Source organism: Bacteroidia bacterium (assembly GCA_040880525.1).
Taxonomy (GTDB): domain Bacteria; phylum Bacteroidota; class Bacteroidia; order CAILMK01; family JBBDIG01; genus JBBDIG01.
Genome location: JBBDIG010000004.1, coordinates 28549 through 50598 on the forward strand (window position 1 = coordinate 28549; position 22050 = coordinate 50598).

17 protein-coding genes and 1 pseudogene are annotated in these 22050 nt (G+C 44.9%); 12 read left to right on the plus strand and 6 right to left on the minus strand.

Annotation, left to right across the window (positions count from 1 at the left end; translation table 11 throughout):
• Positions 1-18: 18 nt before the first annotated feature.
• On the plus strand, positions 19-747 hold the full coding sequence (locus WD077_00765) for a metallophosphoesterase (GenBank protein MEX0965743.1): 729 nt from the start codon (positions 19-21) through the stop codon (positions 745-747).
• Here the strand turns inward: WD077_00765 and purL are convergent, their stop codons facing one another.
• Positions 748-2967 (minus strand): phosphoribosylformylglycinamidine synthase subunit PurL, encoded by a 2220-nt coding sequence (gene purL, locus WD077_00770; protein MEX0965744.1) that lies wholly within the window; start codon positions 2965-2967, stop codon positions 748-750.
• Between the two features lie 87 nt (positions 2968-3054).
• Between purL and WD077_00775 the strand changes: the two genes are divergently transcribed.
• The 3 genes from WD077_00775 to WD077_00785 all read left to right on the plus strand — a co-directional run bounded on the left by WD077_00775 (position 3055) and on the right by WD077_00785 (position 8455).
• Positions 3055-3780, plus strand: a complete 726-nt coding sequence (locus WD077_00775) for a response regulator transcription factor (GenBank protein ID MEX0965745.1) — start codon at positions 3055-3057, stop codon at positions 3778-3780.
• Between the two features lie 285 nt (positions 3781-4065).
• Positions 4066-6867, plus strand: a complete 2802-nt coding sequence (locus WD077_00780) for a T9SS type A sorting domain-containing protein (GenBank protein ID MEX0965746.1) — start codon at positions 4066-4068, stop codon at positions 6865-6867.
• Between the two features lie 283 nt (positions 6868-7150).
• The gene (locus WD077_00785; GenBank protein MEX0965747.1) at positions 7151-8455 is read left to right on the plus strand and encodes a DNA recombination protein RmuC; all 1305 of its coding nucleotides are present in this window, start codon (positions 7151-7153) and stop codon (positions 8453-8455) included.
• Between the two features lie 31 nt (positions 8456-8486).
• On the opposite strand, the gene lysS is transcribed toward WD077_00785, so the two are convergent.
• Positions 8487-10040 (minus strand): lysine--tRNA ligase, encoded by a 1554-nt coding sequence (gene lysS, locus WD077_00790; GenBank protein ID MEX0965748.1) that lies wholly within the window; start codon positions 10038-10040, stop codon positions 8487-8489.
• Positions 10041-10376: 336 nt separating this feature from the next.
• Between lysS and argB the strand changes: the two genes are divergently transcribed.
• The 5 genes from argB to WD077_00815 all read left to right on the plus strand — a co-directional run bounded on the left by argB (position 10377) and on the right by WD077_00815 (position 16328).
• A complete protein-coding gene (gene argB / locus WD077_00795; GenBank protein ID MEX0965749.1) occupies positions 10377-11204 on the plus strand; it encodes an acetylglutamate kinase in 828 nt (275 codons plus the stop codon).
• Between the two features lies 1 nt (position 11205).
• Positions 11206-12399: an acetylornithine transaminase gene (locus tag WD077_00800; protein MEX0965750.1), complete on the plus strand. Its 1194-nt coding sequence runs from the start codon at positions 11206-11208 to the stop codon at positions 12397-12399.
• Positions 12392-13429, plus strand: coding sequence for an N-acetyl-gamma-glutamyl-phosphate reductase (argC, locus tag WD077_00805; GenBank protein MEX0965751.1), 1038 nt, complete (start codon positions 12392-12394; stop codon positions 13427-13429). The genes WD077_00800 and argC overlap by 8 nt, the downstream gene beginning before the upstream one ends.
• A gap of 5 nt (positions 13430-13434) precedes the next feature.
• Positions 13435-14649 carry a bifunctional glutamate N-acetyltransferase/amino-acid acetyltransferase ArgJ gene (gene argJ / locus WD077_00810; GenBank protein ID MEX0965752.1) on the plus strand — a complete coding sequence of 405 codons (1215 nt, stop codon included), beginning with the start codon at positions 13435-13437 and terminating at the stop codon, positions 14647-14649.
• A gap of 80 nt (positions 14650-14729) precedes the next feature.
• Complete coding sequence (locus tag WD077_00815; GenBank protein MEX0965753.1) at positions 14730-16328, plus strand: endonuclease; 1599 nt, start codon at positions 14730-14732, stop codon at positions 16326-16328.
• Positions 16329-16490: 162 nt separating this feature from the next.
• Here the strand turns inward: WD077_00815 and WD077_00820 are convergent, their stop codons facing one another.
• Positions 16491-17156, minus strand: coding sequence for a porin family protein (locus WD077_00820; protein ID MEX0965754.1), 666 nt, complete (start codon positions 17154-17156; stop codon positions 16491-16493).
• Between the two features lie 131 nt (positions 17157-17287).
• Between WD077_00820 and WD077_00825 the strand changes: the two genes are divergently transcribed.
• A complete protein-coding gene (locus WD077_00825; GenBank protein ID MEX0965755.1) occupies positions 17288-18694 on the plus strand; it encodes a hypothetical protein in 1407 nt (468 codons plus the stop codon).
• Positions 18695-18709: 15 nt separating this feature from the next.
• On the opposite strand, the gene WD077_00830 is transcribed toward WD077_00825, so the two are convergent.
• From WD077_00830 to WD077_00840, 3 genes and pseudogenes are all read right to left on the minus strand, one after another.
• Positions 18710-19102, minus strand: a complete 393-nt coding sequence (locus tag WD077_00830) for a DUF2784 family protein (GenBank protein ID MEX0965756.1) — start codon at positions 19100-19102, stop codon at positions 18710-18712.
• A gap of 68 nt (positions 19103-19170) precedes the next feature.
• Positions 19171-19797, minus strand: a complete 627-nt coding sequence (tmk, locus tag WD077_00835) for a dTMP kinase (protein MEX0965757.1) — start codon at positions 19795-19797, stop codon at positions 19171-19173.
• 216 nt (positions 19798-20013) lie between these two features.
• Positions 20014-20106, minus strand: a pseudogene (locus WD077_00840) (transposase).
• 305 nt (positions 20107-20411) lie between these two features.
• Here WD077_00840 and WD077_00845 point away from each other — a divergent pair.
• Positions 20412-20867, plus strand: a complete 456-nt coding sequence (locus WD077_00845) for a DUF4265 domain-containing protein (GenBank protein MEX0965758.1) — start codon at positions 20412-20414, stop codon at positions 20865-20867.
• Between the two features lie 51 nt (positions 20868-20918).
• Positions 20919-21776: a hypothetical protein gene (locus tag WD077_00850; protein ID MEX0965759.1), complete on the plus strand. Its 858-nt coding sequence runs from the start codon at positions 20919-20921 to the stop codon at positions 21774-21776.
• Positions 21777-22050: the final 274 nt, after the last annotated feature.

Below are 22050 nucleotides of genomic sequence, written 5' to 3' on the forward strand. Positions count from 1 at the left end.
TTTTGCTTAAATCAGTTTATGGGAGCAAACACAAAGAAAATAACCATTATAGGGGATCCACATGGATGCTTCGATACCTTTCAGGCCCTTTTAGATCAAATTGAAAAAAAGCATAACCGGATCGTGGTGATTGGAGATATCGTGGATCGTGGGCCAGATAGTTATAGTCTGTTTGAGTTTATGGAAAACAGCGATACGGAGATGATATTAGGCAACCATGAGTTTATGTTTCTAAACAGAAACGAGAATGAAAGATTCAATGACCTCTGGATAAAAAATGGTGGCGAGATCACCCTGGATTCTTTTGAAAACCATTTAGATAGCAAATCCCTCATACGGAAAAGGCTTGCCGATATGGAAGAATGGGTGCAAAAGCTGCCGCTCTTTATCGAGGTCAGCAATGAGGAGCAGCGGTTGCTCATCTCCCATGCAGGTATAAGCAAGATGAACTATGATCTTCATGCCGGGGATCTTTCCATGTGTTTTCAGTTGCCCTACTGGCATGAAGAAAGTTGCCTGTGGACCCGTAAAGAGCTGGCTGAGATTTCTGACGTTACGCAGGTGGTAGGTCATACGCCAATAGAAGATGGGCCGGTAAAGAAAGGCAGCAACTGGTATATCGATACGGGCTGTGCCAAAGGTCCAAAGGGCCTCGCATATATGTCAGCTATCCAGTTTGAGATCAATGATCTGAAGAAAGAACCCAGAATATTCAGGCAGAAAAAACTGGAGCAACTAATGAATTAGTTAGCTTTCAAGTTTAAGGCGCAGGGCTTCGTTGTAAAGTGTAAAGTATTCCATGATTCTTCCGAATTCGGTTTCATCCACGGATATATTTGCTTCGGTAACCGTTCCAATTTTTCTGAAAGGAATATTAAGGTTTCCCATTAAATTCTCCAGTGAATTTTCCTGTGCCTCTGATGTACTTACCACAATGCGGCCCTGAGCCTCTCCAAACAGACAGGCATCTTTCCGCATATTCTCTGCAGAACTAATTTGAAATCCCAGTTTGCGGGGGAAACCGGATTCAGCCAGGCACGTAAAAAGCCCACCTTCAGAGACATCATGGGCTGAGATGATAAGGCCTTGCCGGATCAATTCACGCACCGCTTCATGCAGATTGAATTCTTCCTCAAGATTGAAGCTGGGAGCAGGCGATAGCCGCACATTATGAAATTGAATAAGATATTGTGAAGAAGCAATGTCTTCAGGTTCCCTGCCCAATAAGTATATAGCGTCTCCTGCGGACTGGAAGGAGAGGCCCATTCTCATATCCTGGCTTGGGAGCGTTCCGATCATTCCTATGGTAGGCGTAGGCAGCACTGCCCCTCCATCGGCCGACTGGTTGTAAAAACTCACATTGCCACCTGTAACAGGCGTTCCAAATTTTCTGCAAGCTGCGCCCATTCCTTTTATGGCACCTACAAATTGCCAGTATACTTCCGGGTTCATAGGATTGCCGAAGTTGAGGCAGTTGGTAATGGCCAGGGGAGTACCTCCTGAACATGTGATATTTCTGGCGGCTTCTGCCACGGCTATCGCGGTTCCCTGTTCCGGGTCTGCATGGATATAATAAGAATTGCAATCCACCGTCATGGCTAAAGAGCGTTCGGTACCTTTTATACGTACCAGGGCAGCATCAGAAGGCGCGTTGGTGTTCTGCGAATTGGTGCGCACCATGCTGTCATACTGTTCAAACACCCAACTTTTTGATGCAATATTTTGATGACCGATCAGAAACCGGGCGACTGCTTTCAAATCTTCAGGAACCGGTATTTCATCTTTAGAAAAGGACCGGATATCTTTCTGATATGTCGGCTCCCTGTACGCTCTTTCATAAACCGGGGTGTTCCCTCCAAGAGCAAGATGATCGGGATCTATTTCCGCAACCATTTCTCCGTGCATAAAGTAACGAAGGCGGGGCTCATCGGTTACTTCACCGATGATCGCACAATTCAGATCCCACTTCTCGAAAATATCTTCAATGCGGTTCTCACAACCTTTTTTCACGATTACCAGCATCCGTTCCTGGGATTCTGAAAGAAGGATTTCAAAAGGCTGCAAGTCCTCCTGGCGCGTGGGTACTTTGTCAAGGTATATGTTCATTCCTGCACGGCCTTTGGCAGACATTTCTGCTGTGGAGCACGTAATGCCGGCAGCTCCCATGTCCTGCATTCCTACCACACATCCGGTATTTATCGCCTCCAAGGTAGCTTCCAGCAACAGTTTTTCCTGAAAAGGGTCACCCACCTGTACAGAAGGAAGTTTTTCCGATGATGAAGCTGAAATATCTTCTGAAGCGAAAGTTGCCCCGTGTATCCCATCTTTGCCTGTGGAGGAGCCCACGATGTAAACAGGGTTTCCCGCACCTGTGGCAATTGCAGATACAGTATTGCCCAATTCCACAATTCCTACAGACATTGCATTGACGAGCGGATTTATATTATATGATTTGTCAAAATAAACCTCCCCGCCAACAGTGGCAACCCCAAAGGAATTGCCGTAGTCTCCAATGCCCTTGACAATGCCTTTCACCAATGCTTTGGTTTTTTCCAGTTGGATCTCGCCAAACCGAAGAGAATTTAGTGCAGCAATAGGCCGGGCGCCCATCGTAAATATGTCTCTGTGAATTCCTCCTACTCCCGTTGCGGCACCCTGGTAAGGCTCAATGGCTGACGGGTGATTGTGTGACTCAATTTTGAACGCACAAGCGAGACCATCTCTAATATCCACCAGTCCAGCATTTTCCTCACCCGCAGCGGCTAAAATATGTGCTCCCTCCTTCGGCAGGGTTTTCAGCCATAGAAGGGAGTTCTTATAACAACAGTGCTCAGACCACATGACCGAAAACATACTGAGCTCAGTAAAATTAGGGATACGGCCAAGGAGATGTACGATTTGATCAAATTCTTCAGGGAGTAATCCTAATTTCTGGGCTGTCTCCCGTATGCTTTCTTTGGTTTCCAAGAATAATTAATTTTTTATGAAAAAGATACGCCTTCACATTTACAGCTTTGACGACCGCAAAATTACCATATAACAGGACTATAGACTGTGAAGGGTAAAACAGTTTACAGGTTTCAAATACAGTACTTGAAGGGCATATCATTAAATTCGGACAAGAAATCAAAAGATGAAAAGAAAATGAGGACACTATGCCTTGCCGACAGCCATAGACTTTTTATAGATGGACTTAAGGAAATCTTGAGGCAGCGCAAAGATTGGCAGGTACTGGGAAGCGCTGTAACGAGGTTGGAGTTGAACACCCTACTTCGACACAAATCTCCGGATATGCTTATTGTGGATTATTTGGTGTCAGGCCAAAATCCGGTAGAATTTATTGCTTCAATCCGTTCACTCTATCCTGACATGAGAATACTTGTCCTTACTTCAGATCAGGGAACTAAGTTCTTCGGAAGAATGCTGGCCCTGGGTATTCATGGATATTTAATGAAAAATGTTACCAGTCAGGAGTTACTGAGGTCTATTACCAAAATATTGGAAGGAGAGTTAGAAATAACAACACAGCTTTTCAACTTTTCTGACGAAACAGGTGTTTATAATCCAAAACTCAGGCAGCAGAACCATAATCTTACAGCACGGGAATTACAGGTGTTGCAATACATTGCACAGGAGTTCAGCAATCAGGAGATAGGCAAGTTGCTTCATTTAAGTACAGGAACTATTGATACACACAGGAAAAATATAATATCTAAACTAGGAGTGAAAAATACTGTAGGACTAATAAAATATGCAATCTATAATAATTTGATAGACTAAATAGGCTTTAAGCCTTATACCGTAAACAGGTATTTTTTGCAACTACCGTTTTACAGTATTGCCTGATAAGTTTTTCTTCCTGAGATTTGAAAACAGTTTTAAACCAGTCGTTCACGCTCCTTTGTAAGCTTCTCTCAATAATCACTTAAAATCCCAAAATGCCTCTCGCAGCACTGTTTTCAAGTTCTATCAAAATAGTTTAAAGAAATATTTATTTCACTATTGTAGATATAAATCATCAAACCAAAGCTTTAAAATTTTTTCACAATTTAATTAATTTCATCTATGAAAAATGCAGTACGTTCTGTTCGGGTGATGAGGATAGGAAACATCTTCACACCCAATTGGTCGGCTGGTTCGCATAAAAAGCGATCGGCCTTTTTACCATTTCTCCTCATGCTTTTGGGCATGGGAATGTTTTCTGTTCAGGCTAATGCCGCGCACAAATTCTGGTCATCTGATATACAAAATGGTGATCGTTTCGGCTTTGCCGTAGCCCAGGATGGTTCTGATGCTATCGTGGGGGCACATGGCGAGGATGCTGATGGTAGCAACGCTGGTGCTGCTTACGTCTTCTCCTTTGACGGAACCAGCTATGTACAAGAAGACAAACTAACAGCAGGAGCCGATGGCGCTCCTAATGACAAGTTTGGTTGGGCGGTAGACATTAGTGGCGATTATGCTATTGTTGGTGCCCCTTATGAAAACGACAAAGGTTTCGGAACCGGGGTCGCTTACATTTTCGAGCGTGTTGGTGGCGTCTGGAGCAAAGTGGCAACACTTCGCCCTGGAGACTTAAAGAAAGGCCACTTCTTTGGCTATAGTGTAGCCATTTCAGGTGACTATGCAATTGTCGGAGCATTAGGGGATGATGACATGGGTGATCAGTCAGGTACAGCCTATGTTTATGAATTAAGCGGAGGCTCCTGGACTTTTTTAGAAAAAATCTATGCAGACGATGCCGGACCAAATGACTACTTCGGATTTTCAGTTGACATTGACGGTGATTACGCTGTAGTAGGCGCACACCGGAATGATGATGATGGCTTGAATTCGGGTTCTGCGTATGTCTATCACCTTATGAGTGGTTCTTTTACTCAACAGGCTGAGCTGACTGCTTCTGATGCAATGCCACTTGATTCCTTTGGATATCAGGTTGCTATTTCAGGAGAAAGAGTAATAGTAGGTGCTCCTGGTGTTGATGACGTTGCTTCTAATGCAGGCGCAGCTTATGTATTTCACAGAAGCGGATCTAGCTGGGGAGAAGAAGACAAATTGACTGCTTCAGATGGTGAAGCAGACGATTATTTCGGCTGGTCAGTAGCCATCTCCGGTCCTTCAGCAATGATAGGTGCCTGGGGAGATGATGATGCCGGACACCTGCAAGGTGCGGCTTATAGCTTTGCCCGTTCTGGTGCAAGCTGGCTGGAGCAGGATAAATTTGTTGAAGGCGGGGCAGGCATTTCTATGCAAAATCTCGGATTTGATGTCTCCATTGCAGGTGATTATGCAATGGCTGGTGCTAAGGGTGATGACGAAATGGGTCCCAACTCTGGCGCTGCATTCTTCTACAAAGTCAATGAAGGCGTTACTTGTCTCATCGCCAGTAACGGTGATTCTTTTGACCGTTTAGGACATTCCGTTGACATTAACGGAGATTGGGCTATTGCAGGGGCACATACAGATGAAACTTCTGCTACTATTCCCACAGCAGGTTCTGCTTACATTTATATGAGAAGCGGGTTAACCTGGAGCGAAGATGCGAACATTACTCCTTCTGATCCTGCAACCGGAGACCGTTTTGGCTGGTCAGTTGGCATTGATGGCGACTACGCTGTAGTTGGCGCGCCCAACAAGACCGTATCAGGTTTGACAATAGCCGGTGCTGTTTATGTTTTCCGGAATGATGGCGGCTCCTGGACACAAATTCAGAAGCTGACTGCACCAACTCCTAAAGGTGGTGACTTCTATGGTTACAATGTGAAAATTCATGGGGATTATATCATCGTTGGCGCGTTGGGAGATGATGACGAAGGAACGCAAGCCGGTGCAGCATATATTTATGTACTGGATGATCCTACCACCTTTGTATTGCAGCAGAAAATAGTTGCTGCTGATGCTGTTGAAAACGATTATTTCGGCCAATCAGTAGATATCTATGGCTCTGACGTTGTAGTTGGTGCTCCGAAAAAGGATTCTGATGAAGGTGCTGCTTATGTTTTTACCCGCTCTGGTACTACCTGGACGCAGGAAGAAAAGCTCGTTGCATCTGACGGTGCTGCTGGCGATTCTCTCGCATGGTCTGTAGCTATTGCTCCTGACTATGTAAATCTTGGTGCACCGGGTGAAGAAGCCGCCTATGTGTATCACAGAAGTGCTGGTTCATGGGGAACTGAGCAGGAAAAACTTACTGCCTCCGATGCTGCTCCAAACGATCAATTCGGATGGGCTGTAGGAATTACCACCAGCATTGCTGTGGTTGGCGCATTCCGTGATGATGATTCTCATACAAATACAGGTTCGGCCTATATTTATAGAAGAAGCCTCTCAACATGGTCAGAGGATGTGAAATTGGTTGATATGTCGCCAAACGAAAACGAGCAATTCGGACGTGCCGTTTCAATTAGCGAAAGCACTGCTATGATCGGAATTCCTTTCGACATCAATGCAAATGGTGCTGAAGCCGGTGGTGTTTGCTTTTACCGCCTGCCTACAGGTTCTCCAATGTTAGTTCCTAACAAGGAGCTTACTGCCCTGGAATCAATTGAAGGAAATGATGTTCAGCAGGCTCCAACAGAAACGATTCAAATTCAAGAATCAAATGCTGTTCAGCCTTTAGATGCTGTACTCTATCCGAATCCTTCCAATGGTATTGTAACTGTTGAATTCACCATGTCTTCTGTAACGCCTGCTAATCTCCAGGTGTTGAATATGGCCGGACAAGTGGTTTATTCTTCCAGCAACATTCAGGTTGAAGGTTTTGCGACAGAGCGCATTAATCTCTCACACCTGACCAATGGTGTTTACCTCGTTAACATTAACAATGGAGAAGAGCAAATCGTAAGAAAGCTCATCCTGAATAAATAACAGGATTTCCTATTAACGGGATATTTTAAAAAGAGCGGCTGCTTCAAATTGAGGCAGCCGCTCTTTTATTTTAAGTGCGGGCGAACACCAGTTTTCTTTTATGGTTCGGTTATGATCGGTGCTGCAGGATATGCATCTTCAGGAGTACTTCTGCCACAGATTTCCACACCCAGCAACTTTCCCATCAATATCCTGATCCGGACAAACCTGGCGACAGTACCGAAGGCCATAGAACCGGCTTCCTACCTTTGTCAAATTCTAACCAATTCTATATTTACTATTAATGGAAATATTTTTCATAGCAGCAGGTGGTGCGGTAGCGGGCGCAGGTGTTATGTACATCCTCCTTATGAAAAACATTTTATTATTGCGGCAAGAGAACAGCGTTTTAGCTGAACGAGTAAGCAATAGTAGTGAAAAGGCCAGGGAGTTATCAGATCGGTTGGATCAGATAGTGCATCAAAATAGTGACCTGAATTCGCAAAATATGCGGCTTTTGACTGAGCAAGACCATTTGAACGAGCAGCTTGCTTCGAAAACCCGGGAGATGATTCAAATTCAGGAGAAGCTGCAAAAGGATTTTGAGAACCTTAGCGGAAAAATCCTGGAACGCAACAGCGAAAAATTCAGTAACCAAAACCGGCAGTTGCTGACTGATCTGTTGAATCCATTGAAGGAGAAAATGGAAAAATACGAAGCGCGCATCCTGCGGAACCAGCAACAAAACCATGAACTTGGCGCGGCTATGCGTGAGCAATTGCTAAGCTTCAAAGATATTGGATTACAAATGAGCCAGGAAGCTACCAACCTGGCCAGGGCGCTGAAGGGAAATAATAAGCAACAAGGCAACTGGGGCGAGATCATACTTGAGCGGGTTTTGGAGGCTTCAGGTCTGCAAAGGGAGCGGGAGTATATTTTGCAAGCCAGCCGTATGGATCTGAAAGATGATTCCGGCAAACGGCAACAGCCAGATGTGATCATTATGCTTCCTGAGAATAAGCACCTGGTGATAGACGCTAAAGTGCCATTGGTGGCTTATGAAGCTTTTTGCAATGAGGAAGATGAAACGGAAAGGCTAATTTGTCTGCAACAACATCTGGAATCGGTGCGCAGCCACATTCGCAATCTCTCCGGGAAACGCTACCACCTTAGCGAAAAACTCATCACTCCTGAGTTTGTGCTGCTGTTCATTCCCGTTGAACCATCCTTTATGTTGGCCTTGCAGCATGACCCTAATTTGTTTAACCTGGGCTGGGAGAAACGTATTGTCCTGGTAAGCCCTACCACTTTACTGGCAACACTCAGAACGGTAGCGTCCATCTGGAAATATGAGAAGCAAAATACCAATGCGGTAGAGATCGCACGAATAGGCGGGCTGCTTTATGATCAGTTTGTAGGATTTACAGAAGAAATGGAAAAAGTAGGACGAAGTATAGACAGCAGCCAAAAAGCCTTCGATGGTGCCATGCATAAGCTGCGCGACAGCAGGCAAAGTCTCGTAAGCCGCGCAAACCGCTTGCATAAACTGGGTGTAAAAGCGGCCAAAGATCTAAAGCCCGGCAATGCCGACCCTGAGAATGAAATTTAATACGCAAAAGCACAATTGCAAAGCTTAGTGCTCACGGCTGCTTTTCCTCCGTCAATATTTCATCAGACTTGGCGCTGCCTTGCTCAGGTCTCATTTGTGGGAACAACAGCACTTCTTGTATACTCTGGGAATTGGTCATGATCATGGCGAGCCGGTCAATGCCAATACCCAGGCCGGCCGTAGGCGGCATTCCATATTCAAGCGCGCGCAGGAAATCTTCGTCCGGCACCATAGCCTCCTGGTCTCCCCGCTTTGCCAATTCCAATTGTTCCATAAAGCGTTGGCGCTGTTCAAGAGGATCGTTCAATTCAGTGAACGCGTTACAGATTTCCTTGCCAATGCAAATCGCCTCGAACCGCTCTACCAACCCCTCGTGCTCGCGGTGCTTTTTTGCGAGGGGAGACATCTCTACCGGATAATCCATGATGAAGGTGGGCTGGATCAGGTGAGGCTCGCACTTTTCCCCGAAAATTTCATCAATGATCTTTCCTTTACCCATTGTCGAATCCACACCAACACCAAGCTTTTTGGCCGTTAGCCCCAGCTCTTTTTCATCCATCTCCGAAATGTCAATACCGGTAAATTCCGCTATTGCACCATACATCGTATAACGTTTCCACGGACGTTTAAAATTAACTTCATGCTCTCCATATTGCAATACGGTTGTTCCATGAAGCGCCAAAGCCGCGTTCTCGATCATTTCCTCAACAAGGTTCATCATCCAGACATAGTCCTTATACGCTACATATAATTCTACCTGTGTGAACTCCGGATTATGAAACCGGCTCATTCCTTCGTTCCTGAAATCCTTGGCAAATTCAAAGACACCGTCAAAGCCGCCAACGATCAGTCGCTTCAGGTACAATTCATTGGCAATGCGCAGAAAGAGGGTTGTTTGCAGCGTGTTATGAAATGTCTTGAACGGCCGCGCAGCCGCCCCGCCATAGATCGGTTGGAGAATGGGCGTTTCCACTTCCATGTATCCGCGTTCGTCAAGAAAGGAACGAATGGCATTCACAAGCTGCGTTCGCTGCCGGAAAACCTGGCGCGATCGCGGATTTACGATCAGGTCCACATAGCGCTGGCGATAACGGGCTTCAGGATCAGCAAAAGCATCGTATTGTTGCCCTTCCTTTTCTTTCACCACGGGTAAAGGCCGAAGTGCTTTGGACAACACCTTCAGTTCCTTAATATGCAGGGTTGTCTCCCCCATTCGGGTAACAAATACAAAACCCCTCACACCTATTATGTCTCCAATATCCAACAGCTTCTTGAACAGGGCGTTGTACAATGTTTTATCCTCCCCGGGAGCTATGTCATCACGGCTGATGTAAAGCTGGATCTTGCCCGATTTATCCTGTAATTCCGCAAAACTGACTTTGCCCATGATGCGCTTGCTCATCAGGCGTCCTGCAAGTTGCACATCCTGATATTGCTCCGCCCCTTCCGTAAAGTTTTTCTTAATATCTGCGGCAAAGGCCGTTACTTCAAAGCCCTCAGCCGGATACGGTTCTATATGAAGCTGGCGGATCTGCTCCAGGCTCTCCCGCCTTTGCTGTTGCTGTTCGCTCAATTTTTCCTGCATTCCAGGTTAGTTTCCGTTGATTATTAAATAATTCCTGCAAAGATAGCAGGTAACAGGAATGGAACCTTAACCACTTTTGCCATAAATTTTTACTTTAAAATTATTTCTGATCCTTAAATAAATCCATGTACTTTTCCCTTTTTGGGTGTGCTCTATCCGGTTTAAAAAAAGGACCTGCTTAGTTATTTTATTTGTATTAAATAAAAATCCGGAATCTGCCAAATTTTAAACAAATAGATTAATTTTACTTTTGAAGCAAATATTAAAGGCTGCTACTTTAATTTCAAATTAAAACAAAAATGCCGTTTAATTTATTTCAATTTGAAAAATAGCCTGATGAATTCAAAAAATGTCCTGGTAGTAAAGTATGGCGGCAATGCCATGAGCAATGAAGATCTTAAGAAAGAGGTGCTGCAAAACCTCTGTATGCTTAATGACAAAGGCTATCATATTGTGATTGTACATGGCGGAGGGCCGTTTATTAAGCAAGCACTGGAGGAAGCTAAAATAGAATCAGAGTTTATTGACGGCCACAGGAAAACCACACCTGAAGCGCTGAAGCACGTGGAGATGGCACTCAAAGGGCAGGTAAATAGTTCGTTGGTGGGCATCATAAATCAACTTGGGTATAAGGCAGTGGGCCTTTCAGGAAAGGACGGAGGCCTGGTAACTGCCGCTAAAAGGCTCCACGAGAAAGTTGTGGAAGGGATTACAGAAATCTACGATCTTGGGCAAGTGGGCGATGTGGCGCACGTGGATACCCGTCTATTGCACCTCCTGCTCGAAAACGGATATTTGCCCGTCATTACCTGCCTGGCTGCCGATTCTGCGGGCAATACCTATAATATCAATGCTGATATGTTTGCAGGGCATTTGGCAGGTGCGCTTCATGCCGGGCAATATCTTGTGCTCACGGATGTGGACGGGCTGATGAACGACATGAATGACAGCAGCACGTTGATACCAAAGCTCCATCCCGCTGATATTGAAAGGCTGATTGCGAACAAAACGATCCGGGGAGGAATGCTTCCGAAGGTGGAATCATGCATGATAGCGCTGGAGAATGGTGCACACGCAGCAAGAATTATCAATGGCACAAAGCCCCGGCAAATCATTCAAGCTGTAGAAAATATTCAAACAGGAACATTGATTACGAAACAATAAGATGAAAAACACCAATCAAAAATTCCATGAGATTGACCAGGAATATTATCTCCGGACTTTTAAACGATACCCGATTACCCTGGCTTCAGGAAAGGGCGCTAAGGTATGGGATGTGGAAGGAAAGGAATACATTGATGCGGTAGCCGGCATTGCGGTAAACAGCGTGGGGCATTGCCATCCGGCAGTGGTTGAGGCTATTCAAAAACAGGCAGAAAAGCTGATCCATATTTCAAACTTTTACCTGAGCGAACCACAGGCACACCTTTCCCAAAAGCTTGCAGAAATATCGGGACTCGACCGCGTTTTCCTGACCAACAGCGGTGCAGAGGCCGTGGAGGGTGCATTGAAGATTGCACGGAAACACGCCCACAGCATAGGCCGGGGCGGAAACATAATTTCAATGCATGGATGCTTTCATGGGCGTACACTGGCCACGATCGCCACAGGGAAAAAAGAAATGCAAAACGGATTTGAGCCAATTCCTCAAGGATTTATCCAGGTGCCGTTTAATGATATAGACGCAGTAGCAGCCGCCCTGAACGAGGAAGTAGCGGCAGTAATTGTGGAACCTTTGCAGGGCGAAGGCGGAATAATAGAGGCCCAACCTGAATATCTACAACAATTGCGTCAACTCTGTGATGAAAACAACACCGTCCTGATCTTCGATGAAATCCAATCCGGAATAGGCCGTACAGGAAAATGGTTTGCCAAGGACCATTATGGCGTGCAGCCGGATATTATGACACTGGCTAAAGGGCTTGGCGGGGGCGTTCCCATCGGGGCTGTTCTTTCCACTGAAGCGGTGAGCGCTGCTATAAATTTTGGAGATCATGGGACTACCTTTGGCGGCAACCCGCTGGTATGTGCAGCATCCCTGGCCGTGCTAAAGGTGATAGAAGACGAAAACCTGCTGAAAGCCGCAGATGAAAAAGGCAAATGGCTGCGTCAGCAAATTAATTCTTTGAATGAACCTTCTATTAAAAAAATAAAAGGTCTGGGTCTGATGCTGGGAATTGAATTTGAATTTGAAACAAAACCTTTGGTAGCAGAAATGCTGAGCAGAGGTGTACTGGCCAATTCCACAGCAGGCAACGTTTTGCGGCTTGTTCCCCCGCTCAACATCGGATACCCGGAACTGGAATTATTGGTGAGTGTTTTAATATTATCATTAAATAAATTAAAAGAAAATGCATAAAAAAAGAGTTGCGATAATTGGCGCCACAGGATATACAGGATCGGAGCTGGTTGGGATTTTAAAAAACCATGATAAAGTAGAAATTGCCCTCATCACCTCTGAAAGCCGGGCAGGGGAAAAATTCTCGGATGTTCACCGGTCATTTCAGGGCATAGTGGACGACCGCCTCGGCAAGGCTGAGCAGATAGATCAGGCGGAAGCTGACCTGGTTTTCCTGGCGCTGCCTCATGGTATTTCAATGGAATATGTGAGGCGGTTTGCGCAGAAAAAATTCCGCATTGTTGATCTGTCTGGCGACTTTCGACTAAGTTCGCCAGCGATGTATACGGAATGGTATCAGAAGGATCACACATACAAGGAAGGTTTTGAGCAGGCTGCTTACGGACTTCCGGAGCTTTTTCGCGATGAAGTGAAGAATGCCCGGCTCGTGGCCAATCCCGGATGTTATCCTACTTCTGCAATCCTTGCACTTGCCCCGCTTTGCAAGAGTAATATGCTGAAAACCTCTACAATAATTGTGGATGCGAAATCGGGAATTACCGGAGCGGGAATTAAAGCTAAACCCGTAACGCATTATTCAAATGTAAGTGACAATTTCCAGGCGTATGGAATTAAAACCCATCGGCATACCATTGAAATACAAAATACACTTGAAGAATTAACTGGAGATATGCCGCCCATTCAATTTACGCCTCATCTGTTGCCGGTTGATCGCGGCATACTTTCCACCATTTATGCGCAACCTGCAGAAAAAACCAGTAGGGAAAAGCTGAATGCGCTGTATAAGGACTTTTACCAAAACGAACCTTTTGTGAGAATTACTGAAAATCCTCCTGCCATTAAAGAAGTAAGAGGCAGTAATTATTGTAATATTTACGTGGATTATGATGAGCGGACGAATAACATTATCCTGATCAGCGTAATTGATAATTTAGTAAAAGGTGCAGCGGGCCAGGCCGTTCAAAATATGAATATTATGCTCGGTTTCAGCGAGCACGAAGGACTGCATCAAATTCCAATGAATCCATAATTAAAATGATGATAAAAAACCTGACAAACGTAAGAGGTATAAAATGCTGGGGATCGCATACAGGCGTGAAATCGCTGCGCAGAGACCTGGCATTGATCTATTCGGAAGTGCCGGCAAGTGCGGCTGCCGTTTTCACCCAAAACAAGGTGCCGGCCGAACCCATTAAAATTTCGCGTGAAAATATTAAAACCGGAATTGCACAAGCCATTGTGGTAAATGCCGGAAATGCCAATGCCTGCACCGGCAAACAGGGTTACGAAGGCGCAAAAGCTATGGTAAAAACGGCAGCAGAAATGTTGAATATTAAAGAAACCTCGGTGCTTGTGGCCTCTACGGGTATTATTGGTGAGCCTTTCCCTACAGAAAATATTGTGGAGGGGATCAGGGATATTGTATTTAAATTAAGCAATAAGTCAAATGCCGGATCTTTTGCCGCCAACGCCATTTTAACAACTGACACTTTTGCAAAAGAAGGCTTCCTGGAATTTGAAGTTGATGGCCGGGAAATTAATATGGCCGGAATTGCAAAAGGTTCCGGAATGATCCATCCAAATATGGCAACTATGCTCGCCTTTATTGTGACAGATATTGCCATTTCACCGGCTTTGCTACAGAAAGCAGTAAAGGATACTGTGGACGAAACTTTCAACATGATCACGGTAGACGGGGATACTTCTACCAGTGACATGGTGGTGGTGCTGGCAAACGGGATGGCCGAAAATGAAGTGATAGAATCGGAGGGCGATGATAATTACACGATATTTTTGCGAAAGCTGCGGGAAATGATGCAGCACCTTGCCAAGCTTATTATCTCGGATGGCGAAGGGGCTTCAAAGCTCATTACGTATCATGTGGTAAATGCTCCGGAAAAAATAATAGCCCGGAAAATTTGCCGTGCCATTTCAAGTTCAGCGCTGGTAAAAACAGCCATGTTTGGGCGCGACCCGAATTGGGGTCGTATCGTTTGTGCCGCAGGCAATGCCGAAGTGCCTTTTGATTATGAGGAGGTAGATCTTTATATGGGCGATGAAAAAAAACTCATCCAGGTACTGGCACTGGGAACACCGCTGGACTACGACCGGAATTATATGAAAAAGCTCCTTCGCGAATCCCATATTTATGTAAAGCTGGATTTGCACAACGGAGACGCTTCAGCCACTGCCTGGGGCACAGATCTGACTACAGATTACGTTCTGTTTAATTCAGTTTATACCACCTGATTTAATCAAAAATGTATTTGAATATTAAATTCAAATTATTTAAAACGTTGCTGAATAACCTGTTTAAAAATTACTAAAAAATGAAGTGCCTTATTCAGATTAAAATTTTTTGTCTGGTTCTTTTTTCCGGTATTCTTAATGGCCAAACACTCAGTACTGACCTCGTGAATTTTGGAGAAGTGGAAACAGGAGCGCCTGATAGTTTTGAAGTAGTGCTCACCAACAATACTTCCGATGACCTTGACGTGCAGCGTCTGATCAGTTTACAACTGGAATTTCAGGTGATGGATACCGCGCTGACGATTACTCCCTCAGATAATTATAGCTTTTGGATCCGGTTCGCCCCGCGCCATAATATCTCATACAACTCCGAGATTATACTGGACCTGGCAGGGCCGCACGGCACCTTGCCGGTGGACGTTCGCGGAGTGGGTAAATATCCCGGCACTTACTACAGCAGCACGCAGAACCTTTCAGAGGAACCATTGAAGAGTGCATTGAAAACGCTGATTTCTGGCCATACATCCTTCAGCTACAATGTGGCGAGGGATAAGATGTATATGGAAATTGACAATCAGCGGGTAAACGGCCAGGGAGCCAGCAGTAATACGCTGGAATGCGTGTATACCGGGCGATTGGCTGTGGGCTATAACAACCGCATAGATGCCCAGAATAATTACAACTTTAATACGGAGCATACCTTTCCCCAGAGCCTTTTCAACAGCCAGGAACCGATGCGGACTGACCTGTTCCACTTATTCCCCACGGATGTTGGCGCGAATTCAGAGCGCGGCAACAAGCCCTTTGGCAACGTAAGCAATCCTTCCTGGAATGTGGGCGGATCGCAAAGCAACAGCACTGCGTTTGAACCGAGAGACGAGCAGAAAGGCGCTTCTGCACGGGCATTGTTTTATTTTGTCATTAGATACCAGGACTACAGCAATTTTGTGCAACCGCAGGAAACCGTGCTGCGCGAGTGGGCAGCCAGCTTTCCACCGGATGAAGCGGAAAAACAGCGCAACGAGGATATTTTTACTGAGCAGAAAAACCGGAATCCGTTCATAGATCATCCTGAATTTCTGAAGCGAATTCAGCGGATTTCCGGGACTTCCACCGCACCGGTTGTGATAGAAGCATTGCCAGCCGAAGACACCATTGATCTTGGGGGAGTGCTGGTGGACTCAACGGCTCCGTATCGGTTTCACCTTTATGCCGGTGGAAACAGCGACCTCACCATCAGCAACGCGCAGTTTGATCAGCCGGGCTTTACGATGTTGTCCTCTGCAGGCTCCATTTCGCCCGGAGAGGTTGGCGTTTTCGTTTTTCACTATACTCCAACTGTAAACGGGCAAATAAACGCGACACTGACCCTTACCACCAGCGATCCCGATAATTCTGCGCTGGATATACCAGTAACCGGACTTGCCGTGATGACGGGCGTTGCAGACAAGAAACACGGGCAGCCGGCCATTTCAATTTCTCAAAGACAATTGAGTATTTCAATGCCTGATGCTGCAGAAACGAAAATTGAGATATTTGATCTTTCAGGAAAAATAATTTTTAATTCTACATTTAATCAGTCGTCTATTAATAGTCCTTTCCCCTTTTCAAGCGGAATTTATTTTTACAGGGCCATCCGGGATCAAAGGATATTTACCGGTAAAATCATTGCGCATTAAGTTTCTAGAAGCTATAAAACCATTGCCGTTGCTCCTCGCAGACAGTATTTTATGGCAGCAGGTAAGTTTCCCAGTTAGCGCGCGTTTAGCGACAGCCTAACGCATGCTCCCGGTGAGCCTGCCATTACAAATTACCAGAAACAACAAATTTCCCCTCAGCATTTAAAACTGGTAATGGATGCCGGCCTTTACTCCTGCGCTTCCATTCCGGGAGGAATTGTAATTACCGCTCAGGTTGGGGATGCGCCACTCGCCATCATTAATATCCACGAATCCATAAGTAAACCGCAATCCGATGGTGGCATACAAATTCAGGAAAAGATCGAAATCTACGCCTGTACCCAGAACGAGCGCTACATCGGTATTTTCAAAACGCGGTTTTGCATTTGGAGTGCTTCGGTCTTCACTGCCGCTGAAATAGTCTATCCTGGCTTTATGAAGGCTGCTGAATTGCACTCCGCCCATCGCGAAAAAGCGCGTGCTGGCTTCAGGAGCTGTGTATTTTAGCATTACAGGAAACTCGAAATAACGAAGTTCCACATCTCGCGTTACACTAAGATTATCTTTTACTTCTTCATAGCTCTGCCCCTGCAATGAATAATTCGCTTCTATCTGGAATCCAAAAAAGTCAACGAAATTGTATCCTAATACAAAGCCTGCGGTATAGCCCACCGTGGGCGCGTATTCATACTCCGGATCTCCGTACGTATTTTGATTCATAATAAAGCGTAATTTACCCGCCCCTTCAGCTCCTATATGCAGGCCCTGTTGGGCATTAGCAAAAGTGTAGGAGTTCATCATCAACAGTAGCAGTGCAATTTTTTTCATCTTAATCGAAAGTTTTTGTGAATTTTTCAATGAATCTAAAACAGTATTTTCCGGTAGTGTGTTTAAAAAAAGTAAGTATTTTTACTGTACGCAGTTGCTTTCCCTTGATTGTCTTTCTGTCCGGTCATTTTGTGAGCGGAAGTCTTTGGGCACAAAATATTGAATGGTCTGAAGCCCGCAGGTTGAATAAGAACCAGATCCACACAGACATTATCGGGAGCGATGAAAACGGCATTCTGCTGAGGCGCTACAATCCGCGCAATGAGCACAAAAAAGTATTCCTGGATTTTTATAGTCCCGACCTTGATTTTGAGGAAACACGTAAAATCCGTTTCCGTAAAAACCAATATTTCCAGAAAGCCTTTTTCCTGAATAGACGGACCCTCTTGTTTTACACCGCATATAAGAAGGAAGATCAGCAGTTGCTGCTGAAAGTAATGACGCTGAATAATGAACTGAAGGAGATAAAGAAGGAACAAACGGTGCTGACGATAGATACTCCCGATGCACGCAGAATGCCGCTGGCCATTCGCCTTTCTGATAATGGCGATGAATTCATTATTGCTTATGATCCCTGGGAAGCGATGGAGCGGGAAGAACTCCTTTTTTTTGCAGCCGATACGGGATTTTCCAGTATCCGGGGGGTGCCCGTAAATCTCCCGCCAAATGCTTCCTCATGGCTGCAGGAATGGCTGATCGCGAAGGACGGGATCTTCGCGATCGTACACTCCTACCCCGCCAGCGATCCTGACTACAGAAGCAAATGCACTTTATATTATCAGTCGCTCATTGACGGAACCCGGCAAAGTTATCCGCTGAATGATGATACGGCTTATGCCACGCAGGTGCTGCTTGCCCACGATCGTGTAAATAACGCTGTCGTCTTTGCAGGTTTTTTCTCTTCACGAACTTCAATGTTTGATGAAGGCAATTTATACGGAAGGCTGCAACTGGACAATGACAGTTTCTTCAGCCGTTATGAGTACTTTCCGCAAGATCTGCTGGACAAGGCGCTGGGAAAATTTTCCGGAGACCCCGGCTTGCTTTCCTTCTATCTGGAAGACATTGCCCTGAAATCGAATGGGGATGCCATCATATCAGCAGAGGAAGTGGACGTGAGCCGCAGGAGCGTGGACATGGTCGTGAGCCCGGTGCCACGCGGATATATTCGCTACTATTATTATCTCAATAATATTATCGCGCTTTCCATCAGCAACACTGGAAGACTCAGGCGATATGATGTAATTAAAAAGGAACAGGTAACGCTGAATGACGGAGCCTACTACAGCTCCTACCAAACCGTGGTGCTTCCTGAGCATATCAGGTTTTTGTTCAATGATATGACGCGCAAAAACCCGAATCTGATGAGCTACCGCTATGATGGTTCCGGCACGATGGACGGAGAGTTGATATTGAGCGGCAACGAATATACTGGCAGACTGGTCATCCGCGAAGCCAGGCAGGTTTCAGCCAATGCTATGCTGATCCCGGGATTCCATTTAAGACAAGGATACACGCTCGTCAGATTAACCTGGTGATGCAGCGGGCTTCCGTTAATTTTTCTTCCGCCTGTAGTCGCGAATATTCAGCACCACCGAGAGGATCATTGCCAAGGCAAAAGAGCCTCCGGTAAGTATATCTGCGAACGATGAACTTACCTCAACTTTTAGCAAAGTCTCCATCAGGTATTCTGTGTAGGATGACGGCAGGCCTGTAATGCCGATTTTGCGCATTATGCTCCAGTGCCAGTCAGTGCTCACGCAATAACCAATGCCATAAAAAAGTCCGAGTACGAACCATGAAAATGCAGTGAGCAGCAGCAAGATAAGATTGGCCACGCGCGTTTTTTTCCAAATCCAGCCAAAGAGATTGAAGATGATAATGGCGGAATGAAAGACCAGGAAAAAATAATGGAGAAAGTGATATAACAATTGATCGGGCATCATTTCCAGGTTTTACTGCAAGAAAGGAACGCGCTAAATACGTGCAGATTCTGATGGCCGGAGAATATCAGTTAATCCATGTGTTGACCCGTAATCTTCCAGATCTCCTCTGCAATTGTCTGGGTGGATTGTTCCCCATCCACTACATGTATATTCTCATCCTCCCCCCAATCCTTAAATACTTTCAGATACGCCTTATGCGTGTCCGTGATCTTTTTCAGGTTCTCATAGATCTCCTTATCAGCCCGGCCTTTATTGATCCTGCTAATGCAAACGTTGGGATCAACATTCAGATAAAAAATCAAATCCGGTTTCAGATACGTTTTGCACAAACTGTTGCAGAGTACAATCCAATCTATAGGAACATATTCACTTTGAAAGGCATAACTTGAGAAATAATACCGGCTGCAAATAATGTTAAAACCCTCATCCAGGCGCTTCTTCATACCGTTCAAAGAATTGGTGATATGGTCGAGCCGGTCAGCCAGGAAAAGCGCAGCAGTGGTGGAGGGGTCAGCCACAATTCTGCCCGTCATGATATTCTTGAGGAGGATCCCGACAGGCCCATCAGTTGGCTCGTGCGTCTCCAGCACCTGGCGGTTTACCTTCCGGAAGTTCGACTTCAGCAGTTCGATCTGAGTGCTTTTCCCGCTTCCATCCACACCTTCAATTACGATAAAAAGAGGCTTCTTTGACATTTGGCAAACTTAACCATCAATCCCGGTTTTAGTTAAATAAATTATGCTGCACAGGATCTCCTCAGTCCTGAATGCTCTTTCTTGATCAGTCTAAATGACAGTTGTGGATAAATTGCTATAGTGTAGGCCAAAACAAATATTACCCTAGTTTTTATAAATGCCGATATCTAAGGTAATATCTCGATCAAAATACACCGTAAGATTATCTCCATGTACTATATCTAACTCATAAACATCCAGCCAATAGACCGTGGCAAAGCTTACGAAGTAAAGTCCTTCTTTGTCGTGAAACTTGTATTTCCTGCTCATGAATCTTAATTTTGCTAAAGGTAATTTAATCAAGTGAAACAATCAGGCAGGACACCAAAAAACGATCAGGACTCGCGCTAGCGTGGGGCACTGAAACAATAAAAGAATCCCGTCCTAATCAAAGGAATTATGACCATGCGGTACCTAAAGCTAGGAACGGAAATAATTCCAGTTCAAATTCAAACAATTCCTGTAGGACCTGTAACTTACAAAATAGTACTATGACAGCAGAGGAATTTGTTAATTCTTTATTACCGGAATCTTTGAGATCATCCGGGGGACAATCAACCGGACAATAATTTAAAATGAATAATGTAGATAAAAATTTGTGTAAGGTGTATTTTTACTTACCTGTTCATTGGCATAGTGGAGCAAGCGAGAGTGTTTGGGCGGAAAAATTAGGTGAAAAAAATACGTTTAAAATAAGAAATGTTCCTTTTTATATTAGAGGTATCGGATTAGATGATGTTGTTGCGACTGTTAAGGAAAATGAATTAAATATTTTCCACAAGGTTGTTAAACCTTCAGGTCATTCTACTTATAGAATTTTTCTTCTGCCTGAAATTACTAATTCAGAATTTATTAAATTTTGGAGTCCGTTAGAAATATTGGGATGCACTTATGAAAAAGCAGACGAGAGGCTTTACGCAATAGACGTTCCTCCTAATACGGATATTTTCGCGGTTTATAAGCAATTAGAAGAAGGAGAGGATAAAAAGATATGGGAATTTGAAGAAGGACATTGCGGACATCCTGTTTAGCCAATAATATTTTTATAGATACTTATATTTCACCTTCTGGCGCGAGCATCCATGCTTAACGAACTACAAGGAATACCTGCCCATGGTATTGCAACCTTCCTGACATCGCAGCCGGTATATTCACAGTCCTCAAAAAATGTTATTGCTTTTATAGAAGGACAGATGGGTGGTGGCAATTCACTTTTCACTTATATTGATGCAGCAACTTATAACCTCAGTATTATAGTTTCCTGGATAAATTCAGCAGAGGGTAATTGCGGTATGTTTACAGACCTCCTGAATTGGGATAAAAGCGCCCTGGTTAATGCGCTTTTATCATATAATGACTTGGAGTCTTTGCTTACCCAATTGTATAACAATAACAATAGCAGCTTTCTGGGCATTGTGGTAGACCAATTGGAAGCCGTATACCGCTCCACCATTGCCTCGCTTTATGACCTGGAGGACCTATTAGACCATATTGCCACCTATTTTGACCAAGCCACGGCCGATGCTGTTGAGGAAGCCATTACTATCAATACTGATGCTTTGACTGACTTCTTCAGATTAGGCGAACACCCGATGTATGGCAGCAGCAGGTTGGGTATAGCACGCAGTGATCTGGCCATCTACTGGAACCATGTATCTGGTACAGAGGGAAGCGGGGAACATCAGGTGAGTACAACTGATGCTTATCGTCTGATAGGGAAGAAACATTATGAACTTTCCAACCATTTAGGTAATGTGCTCACGGTGATAACAGATAAGAAAACAGAGGTTGAGGACGCCATTAATCCAGGCGCCCTTGCTTACTATAAAGCGGATATTTTATCGGCCCCAGGACTACTATCCGTTTGGGATGGTGATGACGGGACGATCTTTTGCTACGGAGGCTTATCGTTACGGCTTCCAGGGGCAGGAAAAAGATGATGAAGTTAAAGGTGAAGGGAACAGTGTCAATTTCAAGTATAGAATGCACGACCCAAGATTGGGAAGATTTTTCGCAGTAGATCCATTAATTGCTGAGTACCCCCATTATACACCCTATTCTTTTAGTGGGAATAAAGTTATACATGCCATAGAGCTAGAAGGCTTAGAAGAATGGGAAGTTAATCAATCTACAACTTCCTCTTCAGCTTCAAGTACCGCAACTGTCTTAGCCCCCTAATAAGCTGGAGTAAAATCACATTTTAATTTAGGTCTG

Excerpts from the sequence above, each read along its gene's own strand:
- WD077_00765 (MEX0965743.1), top strand. The coding sequence starts at position 19 with ATGGGAGCAAACACAAAGAAAATAACCATTATAGGGGATCCACATGGA.
- WD077_00780 (MEX0965746.1), top strand. The coding sequence starts at position 4,066 with ATGAAAAATGCAGTACGTTCTGTTCGGGTGATGAGGATAGGAAACATC.
- WD077_00785 (MEX0965747.1), top strand. The coding sequence starts at position 7,151 with ATGGAAATATTTTTCATAGCAGCAGGTGGTGCGGTAGCGGGCGCAGGT.
- lysS (MEX0965748.1), bottom strand. The coding sequence starts at position 10,040 with ATGCAGGAAAAATTGAGCGAACAGCAACAGCAAAGGCGGGAGAGCCTG.
- argB (MEX0965749.1), top strand. The coding sequence starts at position 10,377 with ATGAATTCAAAAAATGTCCTGGTAGTAAAGTATGGCGGCAATGCCATG.
- WD077_00800 (MEX0965750.1), top strand. The coding sequence starts at position 11,206 with ATGAAAAACACCAATCAAAAATTCCATGAGATTGACCAGGAATATTAT.
- argC (MEX0965751.1), top strand. The coding sequence starts at position 12,392 with ATGCATAAAAAAAGAGTTGCGATAATTGGCGCCACAGGATATACAGGA.
- argJ (MEX0965752.1), top strand. The coding sequence starts at position 13,435 with ATGATGATAAAAAACCTGACAAACGTAAGAGGTATAAAATGCTGGGGA.
- WD077_00815 (MEX0965753.1), top strand. The coding sequence starts at position 14,730 with ATGAAGTGCCTTATTCAGATTAAAATTTTTTGTCTGGTTCTTTTTTCC.
- WD077_00820 (MEX0965754.1), bottom strand. The coding sequence starts at position 17,156 with ATGAAAAAAATTGCACTGCTACTGTTGATGATGAACTCCTACACTTTT.
- WD077_00830 (MEX0965756.1), bottom strand. The coding sequence starts at position 19,102 with ATGATGCCCGATCAATTGTTATATCACTTTCTCCATTATTTTTTCCTG.
- tmk (MEX0965757.1), bottom strand. The coding sequence starts at position 19,797 with ATGTCAAAGAAGCCTCTTTTTATCGTAATTGAAGGTGTGGATGGAAGC.
- WD077_00845 (MEX0965758.1), top strand. The coding sequence starts at position 20,412 with ATGAATAATGTAGATAAAAATTTGTGTAAGGTGTATTTTTACTTACCT.
- WD077_00850 (MEX0965759.1), top strand. The coding sequence starts at position 20,919 with ATGCTTAACGAACTACAAGGAATACCTGCCCATGGTATTGCAACCTTC.